The following is a 19,848-nucleotide window of genomic DNA, read 5'->3' on the forward strand; positions in this document are numbered from 1 at the left end:
CTCTTATTCGCCTTGTGGGTAAATTGATGCGACGTTTATCGACTCAGGATCAAAATTTTAAACAGGCATTTGCTGAACTTTTAGCATTTGAAACTGTGAATGATCCTCAATTAGTACAAACTGTAGACCAAATCATTGCTGATGTTCGTCAGTATGGTGATGAACATGTACTTAAATTAACACAACAGTTCGATCGACATCCAGCGCATCAATTCTCGGATTTGGAACTGACCCAAGCTCAACTTAAAACTGCATTTGAAGGCTTAAGCACAGAAATTCGTGAAGCCTTAGAATTGGCTGCAAAACGTATTCGTTCTTTCCATCAGGCACAAAAGCAGGAAGGTTGGACTTATGTTGATGATCTGGGGAATACCTTAGGTCAGAAAGTCACGCCACTTGATCGCGTCGGGATTTATGTTCCTGGTGGATTAGCATCTTATCCATCATCTGTACTTATGAATGCTTTACCAGCACATGTAGCAGGGGTTCCTGAAATTATCATGGTGGTTCCAGCGCCGAATGGTGAATTGAATCCATTGGTTTTAGCAGCTGCATATTTAGCAGGGGTAAGCCGTGTATTTACTATTGGCGGTGCTCAAGCCGTTGCAGCGTTAGCTTATGGAACGCAAACCATTCCAGCTGTCGATAAAATTACAGGACCGGGAAACCGTTTTGTAGCAGCAGCCAAACGTGCAGTCTTTGGTCAGGTGGGTATTGATATGATCGCGGGGCCTTCGGAAATTTTGGTGTATGCCGAAGGGAAAAATAATGCTGAATGGTTGGCTATGGATGTATTGTCTCAAGCTGAGCATGATACGGTTGCACAAGCCATTTTTATTACGCCAGATGAAGCACTTTTAAATGCTGTCGAAACAGCCATTGAAAAGCATTTAAGTGAATTGCCAAAAGCAGAAATTGCTCGAACTTCGATTCAAAATCGTGGTGCGTTGGTACTGGTAAAGGATCGTGCGGAAGCGATTAAACTGATTAATCAGGTTGCTCCAGAGCATTTAGAATTATGTCTTGATGATGCTGAATTAATGAGCCAAGAGATTCGTCATGCAGGTGCGATCTTTATGGGGCGTTATACGCCTGAAGCGATCGGTGATTATTGTGCAGGTCCAAATCATGTTTTACCGACTTCGGGGACAGCGCGTTTTTCTTCACCGCTCGGCGTTTATGATTTCCAAAAGCGTTCAAGTTTAATTATGTGCTCGCAAGAGGGCGTTAAAACTTTGGCTAAAACAGCAGATGTGTTGGCAGTTGAAGAAAATCTTGATGCCCATGCACGCTCGGCACGCTATCGTTATCAATAACCGATTCGAAGAATATATAGGGGCTGATAGAAGCCCCTTTTTTGAGATATATGAGAGTAGAACAATGACGTTTACAACTGAACAAATGCGTTTTTGGAGTCCAGAAGTTCGTGAACTTGAGCCATATGTACCAGGTGAGCAGCCTAAGATTCAGAACTTACTAAAACTTAATACCAATGAAAACCCATATCCACCATCACCTAAAGTTGTGGAAGCTGTTCAAGCAGTTTTAACTCACCAAGCCGATGCTTTGCGCTTGTATCCAGATCCAGATGCGACCGCTTTAAAGCAGGCAATTGCTAAACAGCAGCATGTTGATATTGCTCAAGTCTTTGTCGGTAATGGTTCGGATGAAGTTTTAGCGCATATTTTTAAGGCTTTTTTTATTCAGAAAAAGCCAATTCTCTACCCAGATATTACCTATAGTTTTTATCCTGTTTATAGCCAGTTTTTTGGAACTCAGACCAAGCAGATTCCATTGAATGAAAAATTCGAAATTGATGTGTCGGATTATGAACAGGAAAATGGCGGTATTATCATTACTAATCCAAATGCGCCAACCAGCATTGCATTAGGATTAGCGCAGATTGAGCAAGTACTTAAAACAAATCCTGATCGAGTCGTGGTGATTGATGAAGCCTATGTCGATTTTGGTGCAGAGTCAGCAGTGCAATTGGTCAATCGTTACGAAAATTTAGTCGTTTGCCAAACCACATCGAAATCGCGTTCATTGGCAGGATTACGTGTCGGCTTTGCGATTGCACAAGCGCATTTGATTGCTGCACTTGAAGCTGTAAAGAATAGCTTTAATTCATACCCAATCGATCGTTTTGCGATTGCCGCAGCGGTAGCCTCATTTGACGATCAAGCTTATTTTGAAGCGCAATGTGCCAAAGTGATTGAGAGTCGAGAAAAATTAGTTGGTGATCTCGTGGCTTTAGGTTTTGATGTATTACCATCGAAAGCCAATTTTATCTTTGTCACGCATCCTCAATACGATGCTGCTCAACTGGCTCAACAATTACGTGAGCATGGTATTATTGTGCGTTATTTCAATAAACCAAGAATTAATCAATTTTTACGTATCACAATTGGTACCGATGAACAAAATCAACGTCTAGTCGATACACTTAAAACGCAAATTTTATAATTTGTACAAAAATTTAGTTCTCAGATTTTTGCCATGTATTGAGCAAATCAAGCATGGCAGAAATTTTATCAAAGCATTCTTGGTACTCGGCTTCGGCATCAGAAGCAACCGTAATGCCGCCACCTGCCCACATCGATAATTGATCCTGATATTTTTGAATACTGCGGATTAAGATATTCCAGCAACCTGTTCCATCAAAATTAAAATAACCCAAACTTCCACAATATGCGCCACGTGGAGCACCCTCTAATTCATTAATAATTTGCATAGCGCGAATTTTCGGTGCCCCTGTAATTGAACCACCCGGAAGGGCGGACAATAACATCTGCATGGGGTTTACTTCTTTTTTTAAGGTTGCAGTGATTTCACTGACCATATGATGGACTTGGTTGAAGCTTTCAATTTCGAAAAGTTTTGTAGTTTCTACAGATCCTGTTTCTGCATAAACACTTAAATCATTACGAAGTAAATCAACAATCATCACATTTTCAGACTGATCTTTTTCAGAGCGGCTGAGCTGATCTTTAGATTGTTGGTCTTGCTCGGCATCATCAAAACGAGGCATTGTACCTTTAATTGGTCGTGTTTTAATTTTTCGATTTGTTTGAAACTCGACAAACAATTCTGGAGAACAGCTGAGTAGCTCAAAATCATGTATCTTGAGATAGGCAGCATAAGGTGCATGGGTGAGCGCCCATAAATCCTGTGCTCGATCTAATAATGAGCCTTCTGTTTTTGCAATAAACTCTTGAGTTAAATTAATCTGGTAGCAGTCACCAGCTTTGATATATTCCTGCACTTGATTAAATGCATGTAGGTATTGTTGCTTAGACCAGCGCGGATAGCATTTTTCTAATAATGAGAAAGGTGTTTTTTGAATATTGATTGATTGATTGATTAGATTTATGACATTTTGATAGATACTTTCCGCTTCATTTTCATCACTATAAAAATACCAAGCATCATCCTGAAACTTTAAAAAAGTCGAATATAGACCTAAGAAAAAACTGGGTTGATTTCGTGAGACCATGTTTATAAATTGATTTGCGCTATAGTCATAGCTAAAAAAGCCAATATATCCACCACCAAAAGTAGTTTTCATTGAACTTTGTGAATGGGGTTGAAAATTTAAAAAATCGCTAATAGGTAAGGTTGCTTGTACATTCTTATATTTATTAAATTGAGTTTTACAAAATTTTTTGAGTTCTGACTGTTCTAATACTAAAAATTCTTGAGGCAAAAAACCAATTGTCGGAGTGTGATTGTCATATAAATAAACTAAACCAGTGAGTTCATTCAGTTGTATAAGAAGGTCAAATGCAGAGGTGAGTTGCGTGTCAAGTTTTTGCTGAAAATGAGACATATAACAAAAATACATTCATATACATTTGGAAAATATAATTGTACTACAATCATCTAAACTCTACTGATATTTATCCTATAGATAAAAGTTGAAAAATATTTCTGAAATGTATTGTGATTCTGTCTACTGAAATTGTAAAACAAGTTGCAATTTTCATGAATTGGTTTAAGAAAGCACAATTGTTTACATTTTGCAGTGATTTGGGCGGATGATAAAAGGTTTAAATAGGATATTTGACTATGATTTTCTAAAAATGCTGATTAAAAAACTATAGTGCTTTCCATATGTTAGAGCATATAAATTAAAGTGGTGCACGAAAAAAGTATTATGCCGTTTGTCGGGTTGTTTATAAAAATCGATTAACAGTAGTTGAACATAAAATAACAAACCTGTAATTTAGTACTTGCTAAACGAACTACTCAAGGATTGGAAGTTCAAGTTGTCATTAAGAAAAAAACGACCGTGGACAGTTTAGAGTAGTGAAAGTCAAAAAATAAATGCTCTTGGGAGAGTGCTCAATGAAAATGTTTACTAAACTAGCTTTAGTTTCTTCAATGGCGATTAGCGCGAATGCAATGGCTATGCAGTCAATGGATGATGCTGCACTAAGCGCTGCAACAGGTCAAGACGGTATCAATATTGGTATCGGTATCTCTAAAATTGAAATTGATAAAGTTTTAATCCACGATAATAATGGTTTGGATTCATTATTAAATGGCGGTAGCGCTGGTACTGTTTTTGCTGACCAAGCAGCGGTAGACGCTTATAACTTAGCTAACGGCACGACTCTTACTCTTACTGATATTAACCCTACTACAGTAGTTGCAGGTAGCTTGGGTGGTACAGGAAATGCGGGTGCAATCGTTATTAAATCTGATGGTAAGAGCGGTAGTAAAACTGAAAATAAAGGTATCGTAATTGAAGCGCCTGTAAATGCTGCTGGTAACGCTTATGACACAACTCGTAAATTAACTTCAGGTCTTTTAGCTGAACTTGTAATCGATACAGATGCAGGTAATGGTACTGATAATGGTGGTAACTCTGCATTCCTTAACGTAGCTGCTAAAGTATCTGGTTTAGATATCTATATCGGTGAAATTGGTGTGTCTGCTTCAAATGCTTCAGTTGTGGGTGATGTTCGACGCGGCAATAATTCTGGTAACTATAATGCAATCTTATCAGGTTTAACTTTAAAAACTGGTAAAATGGATGCAAATATTCAGCTAGGTGCTGCTCCACAAGGTGCAATGATTGTATTGAATACTACAATGTCAGGTGGTCTTGAAATTTCAAACCTTGGTATTTTAGATAATTCAACCAAAGGGAAAACTGTTGCAATCGTAAGTGGTACTCCAGTTAATACAACAGCTGCTGGTGAAATCAATCTAGGTAGTATCAAAATTAAAGATGCTAATTCTGGTACGACTGGTGGCTTAACTATGAACGCAAAAGTAAATGTATTTGGTAAGAGCGCGGTAAATAACGGCTTCTTACGCATTACAACAGGTTCTGGTACAACTTACGGTCAAGCTTTGAAAGCTGGTGATAGCCAAGATATGTACATCTCAACTGTTAAGTTAGGTAGTAAAGATGCTGGTTCAATTGGTGATGTTGAAATCCAAGGCATGACAACTTATTATAACAATGGTGCTGGTTTCAGCGCTACCAATGCGAACGAACGCGCTGGTGCTATGATCACAATCTCTGGTCACTAATTTAGTTGCCAAGCAAAAAAAGCGCATTATGCGCTTTTTTTGTTTTTACACTAATGCTTTTTTATTGATAGGGGGGATTTAATTAATATAAAATTCAGATGAAAATGTTATGCAATAGGAAGTAAAAAAGAATTAAATAAAGAATATTGTTTCTATATTGTAATGTTTATCATATTAAACTATAAAAATGAGTCTAAAGTATAAAAAAAGACAACATTTCGTCAAAAAAAACTAAAAAAAAGCTGTTTTTTTTTATAAAAAAAGGTATCTTCAACAAACAAGGATGGGGTGTTTACGAACACTAACAATAAAACGAATAAGGCAAGTTGTGCCATGGTTAGAAAAAGAGACTTATGTTAGAGATCGCTTTAGGCTCAGCATTGATGTATTACTTTACAACGCAAGCCTTCGAAATAGAAAAAAAGCCAGAGGGGACTGTGTATTACACAGAAACGTTAGATTCTCGTAACCCTTCATTTACTCGCAACCATCGTGAAGCGGTCACAATTAAACCCGCTATAGAAGACCAGTTTCGGGGGATTGTTCGTCAGGCCTATGACTACAGTTGTGGATCAGCCGCATTAACGACACTTCTAAACGGTTATGGTGGTTTGCGTCTGACCGAACAGCAAACCATGAGTGGTTTATTGCAATATGGGGAATATCAGCGAATTATTGAACGCCGTAGTTTTTCATTACTGGACATGAAACGTTTTGTCTCTGCATTGGGGATAAATAGTGGTGGTTATCGTGGAGAGTTCTCTGACTTAACTTCATTGAAGCAGCCAGCAATTGTTCCTATTACCTATGCTGGCTTTAAACATTTTGTTGTGTATAAAGCATATAAGAATGGGCGAGTGTATGTTGCAGATCCATCATTAGGCAATATTAGTTTTGATGAAATTCGCTTTAAACAAATTTGGGATAATAATACGCTTTTCATCGTTGATATTCCTGAGCAGTACCGTAAAAACCTATTAGCGCTGCAAGACTCGGATATGCGCCATGTAGAAGATGCAACTGTTAATAAATACGCGCTTGCGGAAATTCAGTTTCCGACACAAAAGTTTGAACGTATGGCTGATAAGGCATCAACGATGCGTAAAGTATTAGATGCAGATCCGACCTCTGCTACTTACAATCAACCAATTACGACTTTTATGCGCTTATATTACAAGCGGAAGTAATTTATAAATCATTAAAATTAATGTATTAATAGGATGTAACGCAAAATGAAAAGTCCATGGATGAACATCAGTGTGTTGGCATTAAGTATGAGTGCAGTAACAACAACACTTTATGCTGAAGAACAGAAATCAACGGAAGTTCAGACCGAACAAACAGCGCAAGTAGATCAAGCTACAGATGCAGTGAAAGATGAGTCCAATGTAAAAGCTGGTGATAGTCAAGCAACACAAGCAGCAAATGCATTACAAAAGCAAGAAGGTGATGCGACTAAAGAAACAAATTTACAAGAAGTATTTACATCTAACGAACGTCAATATTCATTGATAAAAAAAGGTGTTATTTCTTCTTATTATGACATTGATTACACATACTATCGAGATAGTAGACTAGATCTTGCTACGGGCGATAGTACAAGTGCTTTACAACGCTTACGTGTTGAAGAAGATGCAAACCATACACTTACAAATACATTTACTACCCAATATGGTTTACTTGATAACTTGACCTTATCAGCATCTATTCCTCTTATAGCAAAAAAAGATTTATTGCAACAAAAAACTGCTGCGGGTTTGGGTGATGTTTCTTTTGGTGCTCGTTGGGAGCCATTTCCATTAAAGCAAGGTCGTCTCCCATTAGTACTTTTTGGTAGTTTATCAACGAAAACTGGTGATAGCCCTTATGAAATTGGTATTGATGAGCTGTCAACTGGTAAAGGTTATTATTCTGTTGGTTTTGGTGCAAGTACTCGCAAATACATCGATCCTGTTGTGCTTTTTAGCTCAGTATCGGCGAGCTATGGTCTGAAAGAATCTGGACTTAACCAATTACGCGGAAGCAGAGTGTTGGATAGTTTCGATCCAGGTTTAAGTGGTGGGTTTTCATTCGGATTTGCATATTCGTTTAACTACGACGTATCACTCACAATGTCCTATCAGCAAAGTTTTAACACTGGTGCAAAATTTTACTTCAAGAATGATGAAAGTTATCAATCGGCCGATCAAAGTAGTGCCATGTTGTCATTTGCATTGGGCGTAAGGGTATCACCAGAGACAATTGTAAATGGCACGGTTGCTATTGGGTTAACGGAAGATGCGCCAGATGTGTCCTTGGGCTTGTCATTCCCACTCGATATTATAGGTTTCGGCAAAAAAGTTCGTTAAGGAGATGTAATGGTGAAATACCTAAAATTATGTCCTTTAACGGCAGCAATTTTTTTAGCTAGCTTATCTAATATTGCTAACGCACAATTAGGACAGGACTTATCTGTAGATTTACGTTCATTATCATTAGGAAATGCAGTTACTGCTGATCCACCAGGGATTAGTGCGGTACATTTTAATCCAGCAGCATTAGCTAAGATTGATGGGTTGCAAACTGATGTGCAAGGTATTTTAGCTAACTTTGCTATTCAACGTGAGTATTCAGCACCAGCTAATTATAACGTTTTTGGTTATTCCGATGATCCATTGGTTTGTAATGACGGACCAGAAGTTAGAACTGGAATTTGTACAGATTTCAAAGGAACAGTTCACGGGGACGTTGAATACGCAAGTATTTATGTACCGATTCTTAAAAAAATCGTAGATTTAGGACCTAATGCTCCATTAGCTGCACCAACTGCAGCGATTGCTTATAAGCCACCTGGTTCCAAAGTAACCTATGCGACAGCTATGTACGCACCATTAGTTGCAGGTTTTGGCGCAGAAGATGGTAATCCAAGTAATTATATGGGCCAACAAGTTGCATTAGAGCGTATTACCTATTTATCGCCCTCTTTTGGCTATCAAGTGAATGATCATTTATCAGTTGGTGCATCATTTGGTATGTCTTACCAAGCGATCGCACTTAAAACGGATCTACGCTTTCCAAATGAAATGATTGGTGTATTGCGAATGGTAGATGAAGTGGTATGTACTCCATTTAAGGATAATGGGGATATTATCACCGATTTACTATTATTTGGTATTTGTAACGCCAAAGAAGGTATGAACCCGTTTAGTAAAGTGGGGGCAATGGATGTATCTTTAGAGCAATCATTAAGTCCAAGTTATAATTTGGGCGTATTATGGGAGCCAACCGATGATTTTAGTTTTGGTATGGTTTATCAAAGTGAAGCTAAAATGCGATTGCGAGGTAAATATTTAATTAATAATGCGACAGCTCCGCAACAACTCATAGCTGGTTTAAATTCGTCAGCGACTGGTCAAATTCTTGCGGCAATTCTTGGCTTCCCTGGGTATATTCCTAATGTGGAATCTGGTTTAGTAGCTATGGATTTTAAATATCCACAACATTTTAAAGCGGGTATAAAATATAAAATATTTCCCGACTTGCAAATGAACTTTGATCTTGGTTGGACCGACTTCGCTGCATGGGATAAGTTTAAGTTTGAATTTGATCGACAAATATCATTATTAAAGGTTGCTAAACTTTTGTCTGCTGAAGTGACGGATCGTTCTTTAGCCTTACCTTTAAAGTTCCAATCATCTTGGCGCTGGGGAATTGGTTTTGAATATTCTGCAACTGATCGATTGAAGTTACGCATGGGTTATGAGCCTCGCACGAGTTCGATTCCTGACGATAAACGAAATACGATGGTACCTATTAATAATGCTCAATTATTTGGTTTAGGTGCTGGTTATCGATTTGATCAAGATACAGATTTGGATCTTTCAATTGGCTTCTTACGGAGTCGTGATGATATTCCTGCAGATACTAGTAGCCTTGCAAATAAAACAGGGGTTGATAATATTTTATTAAACCCGTATGCAGGCCTAGATATTAAAACCAATACTAAGGTAACTTTGCTTGGTATCAGCTATAGAACAAAATGGTAATGTTAACGACTATGATAATAAAACAATCTAAGCTTGCAATATCTGTAATTTTTACTGTTATTGCAAGTACTTCGGTTGTATATGCAGATGGTTTTTATACAATTATTGGCCCTGATGGAAGACCAATGATTATTCCTAAAAAACCAACAGAAAATGAGAATAGAACAGATAAGGTTATACGTTCTAATGATGTTGATTCTCCAGCAGCATCAGAAAAAAATCTACCTGTTAGAAATAATGTTAAATTAAATTTACCAACAATATTAATGTCTAAGCAAGATGCTGTTAAGAATGCAGTTAAAATGCAATCATCTTCAGAATCAAAATTAGCTTCTGACGCAGAAGTAGTCCATCAACCAAAATCTCAAAATACTTCAAAAGAAATAATTGATGCAAATACGAATAAAAAGATAACACCAAAATTAAATGTTGCTAGTAAAAGTCTAACCAATATTGAGGCAGAATCATCTGCTTCATCTGCTTCATCTGCTTCATCTGCTTCATCTGCTTCATCTGCTTCATCTGCTTCATCTGCTTCATCTGCTTCATCTGCTTCATCTGCTTCATCTGCTTCATCTGCTTCATCTGCTTCATCTGCTTCATCTGCTTCATCTGCTTCATCTGCTTCATCTGCTTCATCTGCATTCATACAAGTAGATGGTATTGAATATGTGAATAATGAATATTTAGAAGATCAGGAATTTAATTTAGAGGGTAAAAAGCGCTTTTATACTATGCCTGATGGTACAGGACGTTTAGAGACGATAGAGCGTAAAAAAGGCGTAAGTCGATCAATTTTGGATAAAATATTAAACAAATCAAACCAGAGTCTAAATTCAATTACTTTATCTAATAATTATGTTCGTTTATCTGCACAAGATTTATCTCTGGCATTTGAGAATGATCGTTGTTTCTTAGAAAGTTATAGCAAAAATAAAACAATCAAGAGTTTAGTTCCCGAAAAAGAAATTGGCTTATGGCCTCGGAAACCTATAAAAGAAAAATTTGAATATGAATTGGTCAAGCTTGATCAAAATATTCAATATATGCAATTTGATTCTTATGCATCTAATACTGATAAACCGACATATTATTGGCCTTTAGTGATTTTTTTAGATAAGTCTGGTTGTATATTAGAAGGCGTGAGTGGATTTAAGAATCAGAAGATTCCAGCAACATTATTACAACATGCAGCCCTTCAAGGTGTAATTAAGATACCGCCTAAAAGTTATTATATGATGATGACTCCATTAGCATCAGCCGTGGATGTTCCAGAGCAGGAACTTTCAAATCAAGGACAGATTAAGATTGCTGCTTTACAGTAAGCATTAATAGGATGAACCCATGACAAATAACAAAATTTTCTTACCCTTTGCTTTAACGACATTAGTAGCATTATTACAAGGCTGTGGAGGCGAGAGTACAAAAATTAATGAAGATCCAAATAAAGGGGTTAGTGGCGTAACAACTAGTACGAGTTGTACGCCTACAAGTAGCGACTGTCTACCCTTTGCCATGGATTATCCTATTTCTGGTTTAAATTTTGATTGTAGTAGTGATAAGGCAAATCACTTTGCAACTAAACTTGATTCAAATGTTGTTGGTGGAGCTTGTAAATTAGGCGACACAGCAACTTTTTATATACAAGGTAAAGATGCTAAGAAAATTAACCTTGGTATTGTGAAATTAGATGATATTTCTAAGATTAATGACTCAAGGTATCCAGTACCACGGCTTCGAGTAATTGATTTAGCAAGCGCATTGACAGGAAAAATGCCAACAGCACTTGATCCAAATGATGAGACTATTCGTGTAGCGATAGCATTAATAAAAATTTTCCATAGTATTGGTCTTGAGCAAGAAGATAACGCTTTGGGGGATATTCAACCTACTCAGATTACTAACGAAAAGAAAGATCTATTATCTCAATTAACTAAAGATATTGGTGTTGCTGAACTGAGTAATGGTTCTTACGTTGATATATTAAAGCCATGGTTAAGTGTTAGTAATGTAACAGATGAACAAGCGATGGTGCTGCTTCAGCGTCTCTTAAATTTATCGAATGCAGGTGTATGGCAAACAACAGTACCTTTCTTAAAGGCGGGTACAATTACACCTTCAATTAAGACTCCAGATGGCTTTTTTGGTTGTAATCAATCAAATTATAATGATTGTGTAAATCCTGATAAAGGTAATGACCTTATACATTCGATGGGGGAGGTCTTTTTACTTACAGATCGACAAGGATATACAATAGGAACAGGTCAACAATGGCGAGGTCCTGCAAGTTTTATAGAGGGTAAACTTTATCCACCACTTGTATTAATTACTAAAGTCAAAGCTCAAAAAGTACAAATTAATCCTCAAAATACGTGGTTGAATCCTATTAATCGTGAAATAAACTCTAACCAACCGCTGCGTTTTGCTTTGACAACCAACCCATCAGAGGACTTAAAATTTAAGCAAGGTAAGTTGATTAATGATCATACAATCCCTGGGACAGAATATATTTATAGAGTTTTATTAAATGCTAAAGATACTGACCCTGTAAATACAGCACATTTGGGGCAATGGGAGCAAACTATAGGTGGTCAAGCTTATAATGGAAGTTTAGAAATCTATAAAGCAAACCCACCAAGTTACTTAGGTAAAGATGTTTTTAAAACTAGTACAAATGTAAAAACAAATCAGAAATATATTTTCCCTTTATATGCGACTTTAATTTTTGGTTTCTCTGATAATAGTATTCCTGACTCAGAAAAAATTAAGTTAGGGATTGTAATTGACGAGAATGGTGATATCCGAACTGATATTCGTAAAAATTCTACATCTAGTGATATGTCCGGAGAGTGTGCAAAAATCCAATCTATTAATTCAGATGGGACGATCACTGATGAGTTTGGAGAGACTCAATATCGTATAGGCTCTACAGGAGCAACCTCTTTTACACCTACAAGTAAATCAGTATCTGTCCGAGCAATTTTATCTAATCCAAAATTTGGTGTATTAAATGGTGCGATGTTTGGATTGAATGTTCGTGTTAATTATAATGAAACGATTACAGCTATTGGTGGCGCTAAAATTAATATTCACAATTTATTAAGTGATGCCCCACAAAAGGAAATAACATTAACTGACTTTACTGAGACAAATAGTACAGTATATTGGTCAAACACTTACGCTTATTATCAGGGTGTGTATGTAAATCTATACGATAATTTAAAAGACACGGATAAAAATAATTATGTTAAACCTACAGATGAAGATCGTAAAATGGCTAAACGCTGGACTGGTCCAGTGACTATTCAACTAGCGGATCAAAATTTAAACGCATGTAAAGCTGTTAAAATAAAGTAAGAGTTAAATAAAAAGACCGCGATAAGCGGTCTTTTTATTTAACCTGTATGATCTAAACGTGTACCTAATGTTTCTAAATGAGATGGAAATAATCCTAGTTTACGATCTGCAAAATAATGTTTTAAAGTTTGCTCTACACTCGGAAATGCGAGTTCTGCCCATGGGATATCATGTTCTTCAAATAAACGGCATTCGAGACTTTCTTCTCCAGCTCCAAAAACACCATCTTTCAATTGTGCTTTAAATAGAACATAAATTTGCCCGATACGTGGAATATTATACATACAGTATAGTTGTTCAATATCAACTTCGGCTTCAGCTTCTTCTCGTGTTTCACGAGCAGCACCTTGTTCCATGGTTTCAAATAATTCCATGTACCCAGCAGGAAGTGTCCATAGCCCATAACGTGGTTCGATGGCACGTCGACACAATAAAACTTTATTATCCCAAATGGCTAATGCACCGCAAATAACTTTCGGATTTTCATAGTGGATATTGCCACAGTGTGTACAGACGAGCCGTGTTTTATGATCACCTAGCGGGATTTTTGCTTCAGTTTGATGTCCACACGCAACGCAAAAGCTCATAATTATCATCAGCTACAGAGATAACTCAGCATAACTGAATTTTGATCACTTCGCATCATGATCTATGATTGTGATTGAAATTTCAGTTATGATGATTTGTAAGGAAAATGAGAAAAAGAGATGAGTCATATGGAAGAACCATCGTTAATACAGCTTTTACAACAACGGTTGCGTTTTTCCAAACGAATCCAACAAGCTGATGCAGCGGTTTTAATTGCAATTACACAAGAACAGCAACCTAAGGTCTTACTCACACGTCGTTCAATCCATTTATCTCAACATGCAGGTGAGGTGTCTTTTCCAGGAGGAAAGCGTGATCCGAGTGATACCAGTAATATTGTAGTTGCTTTGCGTGAAGCACAAGAAGAAACAGCGCTTAATCCCTTCGATGTCAAGCTGTTAGGAGATTTACCGATACAACGTGCGCGTAGTGGTTTATCTGTGAAACCGATTGTAGGATTAATTCCCGCACAAGTAGATCTAATTGCCCAACCTACAGAGATAGATCGTATTTTTTTTGCACCATTGCAGCAGTTAATTGATGCACCACCTTTACCGTATGAAGTGCGTTTAGCTCGACAATCAATTTATTTTCCGAGTATGCAGGTTGAAAATGAGATCGTATGGGGTTTAACCGCTCGAATGTTAGTATCATTATTTCAGTATGGGCTAGGACATCAAAAAAAATGGCCTTTTTTAGTTAATCCTCCTCATTTTGGATTATCTAAATTCTAATCACGTCTTATTAAAATAGAGTAGTATTTTGTCATGATGTACACATATCAAGGATTGAGCCCTAAAGCATTACATGAACCTTGGGATGGCTGGATTGCACCGAATGCAACGGTGATTGGTCAAGCTGAGTTAGGTCGCCAAGTTAGTATTTGGTTTGGTGCGGTTGTAAGAGCTGATAATTGTAAAATTCGGATTGGAAATTTCTCGAATATTCAAGAGAATGCAGTTTTACATACTGATGCAGGTATTGAACTGAATATTGGGGATTATGTGACAGTCGGTCATCAAGCCATGTTGCATGGCTGTACGATTGGAGAGAATTCTTTAATTGGTATCAATGCTGTAGTTTTAAATAATGCGGTGATTGGTAAAAATTGTATTATTGGTGCAAATGCATTGATTCCTGAAGGTAAAGTTATCCCTGATAATTCTGTAGTCATGGGATCCCCAGGAAAAGTGATCAAAACTTTAGATGAGCAAGGCGCTGCACGGTTACGCTTGAGTGCTTTACATTATGCTGAATATTATAAGAATTTTTTAGTATTGGAAGAGTTTAATTTCTAATAATTACGAATTGATATAGTGTGTTTCTTGAGCCAAGTATATCCTTGGCTTTTTTGTATCTATAAAAAGTCAATAACTCGCTTAGGGCGCTTGAGTGGGGTATGATACTCGACGTTTTTTATCTCTTTTAAGCTAAGGTTTTTGCATGAAGTTGCTTGCATTGGAAACTGCAAATGAGCACTGTTCAGTTTCATTAATTGATGATGTTCAAGAACTCTATTTTCAATTAGATGAGCGACCAAAAGCACAAACGCAAACCATTTTGCCATTAACTGAACAGGCGCTATTACAGACTCAAACTCAATTGGCTGATTTAGCTGCAATTGCATTTAGTCGTGGGCCAGGTTCATTTAGTGGTGTACGTATTAATGCTGCGGTTGCTCAAGCTCTGGCATGGTCACAAGATTTGCCTGTTATTCCTGTATCAAGCTTGCAAGCATTGGCGCAAGCTGCATATCGTTTGACAGGATTACAGCAGGTTACAGCTGTTTTAGATGCGCGTATGCAAGAAGTTTATATTGCTAATTTTAGTCTAGATGAAGATGGGATTATGCATGCTGTCGATGAAGAAAAATTATTAACTTATGAACAAGCGACCGCATATCGTAAATTTACGGCGATTGGCTCAGGTTCAGAATTGATTAAGCCAAGTCAAATAGACTTGCAAGAGGTTTCCATTCTAAAAACGTCTGCAACAGAAATTCGAGCAACTGCGCAGGATATTGCAACCATTGCGCGAATTTATGCTGTACAAAAAAAATGGGTTGATGCTGAACATGCACTACCTGTGTATTTACGTGATGATGCATGGAAAAAAATTCCAGAACAAAGTAAAGCGAATTAAGGTTAATTATGGATCTTTTATTGCTATTTAAAGCAGCAATTATGGGTTTGGTGGAAGGGATTACTGAATTTCTACCGATCTCAAGTACAGGGCACTTGATTCTAGCAGGGCAGTTGCTAGATTTTTGGACTGTTGAAAAACGAGATATGTTTGCGGTTGCTGTACAAATTGGTGCGATTGCAGCAGTAATTTATGAGTATTGGGGCAAACTGTGGGGCGCATTAATTGGCGCACTCACAGGACAAGAGCAAGGTCGTCGTTTAAGCCTGAATTTAATCATCGCTTCTGTTCCAATTGTGATTATTGGCTTGAGCTTTGGTGATGTGGTAAAGGCTTATTTATTTAATGCGGTCACGGTTGCAATTGCGCTCATTGTCGGTGGTTTCATTATTTTATGGGCTGAACGCCGTCAGCATCAAATCGTGAGTCAAGAAGTCGAAGATCTAACATTCAAGCAAGCCACATTGATTGGTTTGATTCAATGTCTTGCATTAATTCCTGGGACATCACGTTCTGGTTCAACCATTATTGGTTCATTATTCTTAGGTATTTCACGTAAAGCAGCGGCTGAATTTTCATTCTTCCTCGGTATTCCTGTATTGATGGGGGCAGGCTTACTGGATATGTATAAAATGCGTCATGAATTACATAGTAATGATATGGCTATTTTAGCAGTTGGAATTATTGTTGCTTTTGTTTCAGCTTTAATTGTGATTCGTGCATTAATTCGTTATGTCTCTAAGCATGATTTCACCGCTTTTGCTTACTACCGTATAGTGTTTGGTTTATTTATTTTGGCGACATGGTGGACAGGTTGGGTGCATTGGTAATGCAGATGATCTGTTGGTATCAGACGGAGTACGCGGAGCAATTTCAACAACTTCAAACCCGTTTAGCGAGTTTGGATGTCGAACTAAAAGGTCAAATCGTTGAAAAAGTGAATGCACGTTTCCTTCGTCTGAATCCAGATATGGCCTTGGTTTTAGATGAAGATGGACTGAGTCTGGCTGCCAATGGGATGAAAATGCAACCGGATTGGCGTGCTGAAATTCCTCGTTTAAAACGAGCCAGTCTGAAATCCGAAATGATCGCAAGAGCATGTCAATTAGGTGAAAAACCTAGCTTAATTGATGCAACAGCTGGCTTAGGTCATGATAGTTTATTGATGGCTTATTTGGGTGCTGATGTGCGTTTAATTGAACGTCATCCCATCCTATTTGTATTATTAGAATATACCAAAGCCCAAGCAGAACGAGATCCTTTTCTGCAATCTGTTATGCCACGGATTCAACTCATTTATGCTGATTCAACTGATTATTTACATGGATTAAAGCAGCGAGATGAACAGATCGATGTCATTTATTTAGATCCGATGTTCCCACAGCGAGATCAAAACCACCAAGCACAAAAGAAACAGGCACAGGTCAAAAAGCAAATGCAATTATTGCATATGTTATTACCTGAAGATGGTGAAATGGATTTAGGTGATGAATTACTGCATCTTGCCAGTAAAATCGCTAAACGCGTTATTGTAAAACGACCACGACATGCTGTTTATTTGGCTGATCAACCTCCAGATCATCAATGGCTAGGTGATGCTTGTCGTTTTGATGCATATTTTCCCAAAAGTTCAACTTAACTTTTATCCAAGTGATTGTTTAGCTTAGGTGAATGCTCGGTAAAGATTTGTGATATAGTGCAAAAGCATGATTGATAAAAAATTCTTGTCGAGCTTAAATGAAGGAAAGACGTTGTTCCTTTTAGGAAAAGTCATATTCATTTTATAAAAGATAGACATATTCTCAATCTAAGCTTGAAAAGAGAAATATCTGAAGAACTTTATGATCGACCTCAAACCTTCCATTAATATCTGGCATGATTTTAAAAGTAACCAAATTGCTGGAATGTGGTTGTTCCTTGGGTCTCGACGTTCCTTACAGATTGTTCATCCATCAATTACCCAGCTCATTATTTGGGGTATTTTAGGTGGTTGTACCAACTCACTTTATAGCTGGTTGGTGGCAGGGCAAATTGGTGAGTTCAACCCTCAAGGTTTGATTGGTTACGCACTGTGGCCTTTTATTGCCTTAATTGTGGGGATTTTCCTTTCGCAACGCATGAACCAAGCCCGTTTAATGCTTGTACCTGCATTATTATGGTTAGTGCTTGATACCAATATCTTATTATTACAGTGTTTGATCCAATATTTAGGTTCAAATGGCTATCTAAATTTCATTCCCGATACAATCTATAATGGTTTCTTACCACCATTATTTGTTGGACTATTTGTTTGGCAAAGTCTGGCTGTGATTTGGGTGTTTTCACGGGCATTAAATTGGCCGTGGTGGGAGCGTGCTTTAGTTTTTATTGCGACTATTGCAACCATGGTGGTTTGGCAACTTTCGGTAAAAGATCAACCGATTTGGAAAGTTGAAGAAACACCACCAAGTTTTGCTGAAGATGCTTTTTATGCGCAAAGTCATCTGTTGGACAAAGCTTTAGATCAAATCCAATATGGTGATATTGCGAAAAGCCATTGGTATTTTATGGGCGTAGCTGGGGATAGCTACGCTGATGTTTTCAAATCTGAAATTGAGCGCATTAGAGAGCAATTTGATACTCGTTTTGGAACGTTTGGACGTTCCATTATGTTGATTAATAATCCTGCGACACGTTTAGATGTTCCAATTGCGTCTAAAACCAGTATTGAGTTAGCGTTGCGTCGGATTGGTCAGCAGATGAACCGTGATAGCGATGTATTATTTCTTTATATGACATCCCACGGTGAGCGTAATCATTTTGAACTCGAAAATGCACCATTAGAATTAGGGCAAGTCGACCCGAAATGGCTACGTGAAACGCTCGATAAATCAGGTATTCGTTGGCGAGTGATTGTAATTTCAGCGTGTTATTCAGGAAGTTTTATTCCAGCATTACAGTCACCTGAAACCTTAATTATTACTGCTTCAGCCGCAGATAAAACCTCTTTTGGTTGTAATAATGAAGCGGATTACACTTATTTTGGTCGTGCTTTCTTCGATTTGGCGATGCGTGAACAATTCTCAATGAAAAAAGCATTTGATCAGTCTAAACAAACTGTGACACAGTGGGAAACAGCTCAAGGATTTGAACCATCCGAGCCGCAATGGGCTATCGGTCGTAACATGGAATTGATGTTGCCACAACTTGAGCCGTATTTATTCCCAACGCAAAATATCACAACAACAGACATTACAAAAACACAGGATAATCAACATGCAGCTACTGCAAAAAAATCGTTGTTTTGAAGGTGAACAGCGTATTTATCAACTGGAATCACAGCATCTTAAAGGTTTAACCAAAGTTGGAGTGTATTTACCTCCTGCTGCTTTAGAAGGAAAGCCTTGTTCAGCATTATTTTATCTTGCGGGTTTAACTTGTACTGAAGACACCTTTGCAATTAAAGCACATGCACAACGTATGGCAGCTCGGCTGAGTCTGATTCTAATTAGCCCTGATACCTCTCCGCGTGGAGAGGGAGTTACACAGGGTGATCATTGGGATATTGGTCAGGGTGCAGGCTTTTATATCAATGCTATTCAACAACCTTGGGCTGAACATTACCAAATGGAGTCTTATTTGGTTGATGAACTCTACGCACACGTTTTACAAACATTTCCAATTATCGAAAGTCAGATTGGGATTTTTGGACATTCAATGGGTGGGCATGGTGCATTAACCTTGGCATTTAAATACCCAGAACAATTTAAATCAGTTTCAGCTTTTGCTCCGATTTGTGCGCCGAGTATTTGCCCATGGGGTGAAAAGGCATTTAGCCAATATTTAGGTGCGGATCAACAGCAATGGTTAGCACATGATGCAACCGCTTTAGTTCAGCAAAAGGGTGGAATTTTTGAGGAAATTTTAATTGATCAAGGTCTAGAAGATCAGTTTTATGCTCAATTAAATCCTGAAAAGTTTAAGCAAGCTTGTCTAGAAGCAGGGCAACATTTAACTTTACGCCAGCACAAAGGCTACGATCATGGTTATTACTTTATTCAAAGTTTTATTGATGATCATCTGCAATTTCATGCGATTCAGTTAGAAAAGGGAATGGCTTAAAAAAAGAAGCTCGATTGAGCTTCTTATTAATGATGTTGCCACTCAACAAGGCTTTGTTGCACAAAGCTGTTCTTAAGGGCTTCTTCAGCAA

At 37.7% G+C, this 19,848-nt stretch carries 17 protein-coding genes; 15 read left to right on the plus strand and 2 right to left on the minus strand.

Features of this window, described 5'->3' with window-relative positions:
- Nucleotides 1-26: 26 nt before the first annotated feature.
- Nucleotides 27-1,316 carry a histidinol dehydrogenase gene (gene hisD / locus ABLB98_RS02760; protein WP_348883634.1) on the plus strand — a complete coding sequence of 430 codons (1,290 nt, stop codon included), beginning with the start codon at nucleotides 27-29 and terminating at the stop codon, nucleotides 1,314-1,316.
- A 64-nt stretch (nucleotides 1,317-1,380) separates the two neighbouring features.
- Nucleotides 1,381-2,466: a histidinol-phosphate transaminase gene (gene hisC, locus ABLB98_RS02765; protein ID WP_348883633.1), complete on the plus strand. Its 1,086-nt coding sequence runs from the start codon at nucleotides 1,381-1,383 to the stop codon at nucleotides 2,464-2,466.
- Between the two features lie 13 nt (nucleotides 2,467-2,479).
- On the opposite strand, the gene ABLB98_RS02770 is transcribed toward hisC, so the two are convergent.
- Nucleotides 2,480-3,829: an anthranilate synthase component I family protein gene (locus ABLB98_RS02770; protein ID WP_249571071.1), complete on the minus strand. Its 1,350-nt coding sequence runs from the start codon at nucleotides 3,827-3,829 to the stop codon at nucleotides 2,480-2,482.
- 518 nt (nucleotides 3,830-4,347) lie between these two features.
- Between ABLB98_RS02770 and ABLB98_RS02775 the strand changes: the two genes are divergently transcribed.
- The 6 genes from ABLB98_RS02775 (at nucleotide 4,348) to ABLB98_RS02800 (ending at nucleotide 12,926) form a co-directional block, all read left to right on the plus strand.
- Nucleotides 4,348-5,544 (plus strand): DUF6160 family protein, encoded by a 1,197-nt coding sequence (locus ABLB98_RS02775; protein ID WP_249571072.1) that lies wholly within the window; start codon nucleotides 4,348-4,350, stop codon nucleotides 5,542-5,544.
- A gap of 353 nt (nucleotides 5,545-5,897) precedes the next feature.
- Nucleotides 5,898-6,731: a C39 family peptidase gene (locus tag ABLB98_RS02780; RefSeq protein WP_249571073.1), complete on the plus strand. Its 834-nt coding sequence runs from the start codon at nucleotides 5,898-5,900 to the stop codon at nucleotides 6,729-6,731.
- A 45-nt stretch (nucleotides 6,732-6,776) separates the two neighbouring features.
- Nucleotides 6,777-7,892 carry a hypothetical protein gene (locus ABLB98_RS02785; RefSeq protein WP_249571074.1) on the plus strand — a complete coding sequence of 372 codons (1,116 nt, stop codon included), beginning with the start codon at nucleotides 6,777-6,779 and terminating at the stop codon, nucleotides 7,890-7,892.
- Nucleotides 7,893-7,904: 12 nt separating this feature from the next.
- Nucleotides 7,905-9,569 (plus strand): outer membrane protein transport protein, encoded by a 1,665-nt coding sequence (locus ABLB98_RS02790; RefSeq protein ID WP_348883638.1) that lies wholly within the window; start codon nucleotides 7,905-7,907, stop codon nucleotides 9,567-9,569.
- Between the two features lie 11 nt (nucleotides 9,570-9,580).
- Complete coding sequence (gene filE, locus ABLB98_RS02795) at nucleotides 9,581-10,894, plus strand: putative pilus assembly protein FilE (protein ID WP_369028922.1); 1,314 nt, start codon at nucleotides 9,581-9,583, stop codon at nucleotides 10,892-10,894.
- A gap of 19 nt (nucleotides 10,895-10,913) precedes the next feature.
- A complete protein-coding gene (locus ABLB98_RS02800) occupies nucleotides 10,914-12,926 on the plus strand; it encodes a hypothetical protein (protein ID WP_348882849.1) in 2,013 nt (670 codons plus the stop codon).
- Between the two features lie 38 nt (nucleotides 12,927-12,964).
- Here the strand turns inward: ABLB98_RS02800 and ABLB98_RS02805 are convergent, their stop codons facing one another.
- Nucleotides 12,965-13,513 carry an NUDIX hydrolase gene (locus ABLB98_RS02805; protein ID WP_005158740.1) on the minus strand — a complete coding sequence of 183 codons (549 nt, stop codon included), beginning with the start codon at nucleotides 13,511-13,513 and terminating at the stop codon, nucleotides 12,965-12,967.
- Nucleotides 13,514-13,633: 120 nt separating this feature from the next.
- Between ABLB98_RS02805 and ABLB98_RS02810 the strand changes: the two genes are divergently transcribed.
- The 7 genes from ABLB98_RS02810 (at nucleotide 13,634) to fghA (ending at nucleotide 19,757) form a co-directional block, all read left to right on the plus strand.
- Nucleotides 13,634-14,248, plus strand: coding sequence for a CoA pyrophosphatase (locus ABLB98_RS02810; protein WP_005158738.1), 615 nt, complete (start codon nucleotides 13,634-13,636; stop codon nucleotides 14,246-14,248).
- 36 nt (nucleotides 14,249-14,284) lie between these two features.
- Nucleotides 14,285-14,812: a gamma carbonic anhydrase family protein gene (locus ABLB98_RS02815; RefSeq protein ID WP_249571108.1), complete on the plus strand. Its 528-nt coding sequence runs from the start codon at nucleotides 14,285-14,287 to the stop codon at nucleotides 14,810-14,812.
- 145 nt (nucleotides 14,813-14,957) lie between these two features.
- The gene (tsaB, locus tag ABLB98_RS02820; protein WP_249571077.1) at nucleotides 14,958-15,656 is read left to right on the plus strand and encodes a tRNA (adenosine(37)-N6)-threonylcarbamoyltransferase complex dimerization subunit type 1 TsaB; all 699 of its coding nucleotides are present in this window, start codon (nucleotides 14,958-14,960) and stop codon (nucleotides 15,654-15,656) included.
- 8 nt (nucleotides 15,657-15,664) lie between these two features.
- Complete coding sequence (locus tag ABLB98_RS02825; protein WP_348882847.1) at nucleotides 15,665-16,486, plus strand: undecaprenyl-diphosphate phosphatase; 822 nt, start codon at nucleotides 15,665-15,667, stop codon at nucleotides 16,484-16,486.
- The gene (locus ABLB98_RS02830) at nucleotides 16,486-17,295 is read left to right on the plus strand and encodes a class I SAM-dependent methyltransferase (RefSeq protein ID WP_348882854.1); all 810 of its coding nucleotides are present in this window, start codon (nucleotides 16,486-16,488) and stop codon (nucleotides 17,293-17,295) included. Before ABLB98_RS02825 ends, ABLB98_RS02830 begins: the two co-directional genes overlap by 1 nt.
- 202 nt (nucleotides 17,296-17,497) lie before the next feature.
- Nucleotides 17,498-18,943 carry a C13 family peptidase gene (locus tag ABLB98_RS02835; protein ID WP_249571080.1) on the plus strand — a complete coding sequence of 482 codons (1,446 nt, stop codon included), beginning with the start codon at nucleotides 17,498-17,500 and terminating at the stop codon, nucleotides 18,941-18,943.
- Nucleotides 18,912-19,757: an S-formylglutathione hydrolase gene (gene fghA / locus ABLB98_RS02840; RefSeq protein WP_348882846.1), complete on the plus strand. Its 846-nt coding sequence runs from the start codon at nucleotides 18,912-18,914 to the stop codon at nucleotides 19,755-19,757. Before ABLB98_RS02835 ends, fghA begins: the two co-directional genes overlap by 32 nt.
- The last annotated feature ends 91 nt before the right edge of the window (nucleotides 19,758-19,848 follow it).

The organism is Acinetobacter yuyunsongii, from assembly GCF_041021915.1.
In the GTDB taxonomy this organism is placed as follows: domain Bacteria; phylum Pseudomonadota; class Gammaproteobacteria; order Pseudomonadales; family Moraxellaceae; genus Acinetobacter.

What these genes read in the sequence shown, in the direction of transcription:
- hisD (WP_348883634.1), top strand. Translation starts at nt 27, where the DNA reads ATGCGACGTTTATCGACTCAGGATCAAAATTTTAAACAGGCATTTGCT.
- hisC (WP_348883633.1), top strand. Translation starts at nt 1,381, where the DNA reads ATGACGTTTACAACTGAACAAATGCGTTTTTGGAGTCCAGAAGTTCGT.
- ABLB98_RS02770 (WP_249571071.1), bottom strand. Translation starts at nt 3,829, where the DNA reads ATGTCTCATTTTCAGCAAAAACTTGACACGCAACTCACCTCTGCATTT.
- ABLB98_RS02775 (WP_249571072.1), top strand. Translation starts at nt 4,348, where the DNA reads ATGAAAATGTTTACTAAACTAGCTTTAGTTTCTTCAATGGCGATTAGC.
- ABLB98_RS02780 (WP_249571073.1), top strand. Translation starts at nt 5,898, where the DNA reads ATGTTAGAGATCGCTTTAGGCTCAGCATTGATGTATTACTTTACAACG.
- ABLB98_RS02785 (WP_249571074.1), top strand. Translation starts at nt 6,777, where the DNA reads ATGAAAAGTCCATGGATGAACATCAGTGTGTTGGCATTAAGTATGAGT.
- filE (WP_369028922.1), top strand. Translation starts at nt 9,581, where the DNA reads ATGATAATAAAACAATCTAAGCTTGCAATATCTGTAATTTTTACTGTT.
- ABLB98_RS02800 (WP_348882849.1), top strand. Translation starts at nt 10,914, where the DNA reads ATGACAAATAACAAAATTTTCTTACCCTTTGCTTTAACGACATTAGTA.
- ABLB98_RS02805 (WP_005158740.1), bottom strand. Translation starts at nt 13,513, where the DNA reads ATGAGCTTTTGCGTTGCGTGTGGACATCAAACTGAAGCAAAAATCCCG.
- ABLB98_RS02810 (WP_005158738.1), top strand. Translation starts at nt 13,634, where the DNA reads ATGAGTCATATGGAAGAACCATCGTTAATACAGCTTTTACAACAACGG.
- ABLB98_RS02815 (WP_249571108.1), top strand. Translation starts at nt 14,285, where the DNA reads ATGTACACATATCAAGGATTGAGCCCTAAAGCATTACATGAACCTTGG.
- tsaB (WP_249571077.1), top strand. Translation starts at nt 14,958, where the DNA reads ATGAAGTTGCTTGCATTGGAAACTGCAAATGAGCACTGTTCAGTTTCA.
- ABLB98_RS02825 (WP_348882847.1), top strand. Translation starts at nt 15,665, where the DNA reads ATGGATCTTTTATTGCTATTTAAAGCAGCAATTATGGGTTTGGTGGAA.
- ABLB98_RS02830 (WP_348882854.1), top strand. Translation starts at nt 16,486, where the DNA reads ATGCAGATGATCTGTTGGTATCAGACGGAGTACGCGGAGCAATTTCAA.
- ABLB98_RS02835 (WP_249571080.1), top strand. Translation starts at nt 17,498, where the DNA reads ATGATCGACCTCAAACCTTCCATTAATATCTGGCATGATTTTAAAAGT.
- fghA (WP_348882846.1), top strand. Translation starts at nt 18,912, where the DNA reads ATGCAGCTACTGCAAAAAAATCGTTGTTTTGAAGGTGAACAGCGTATT.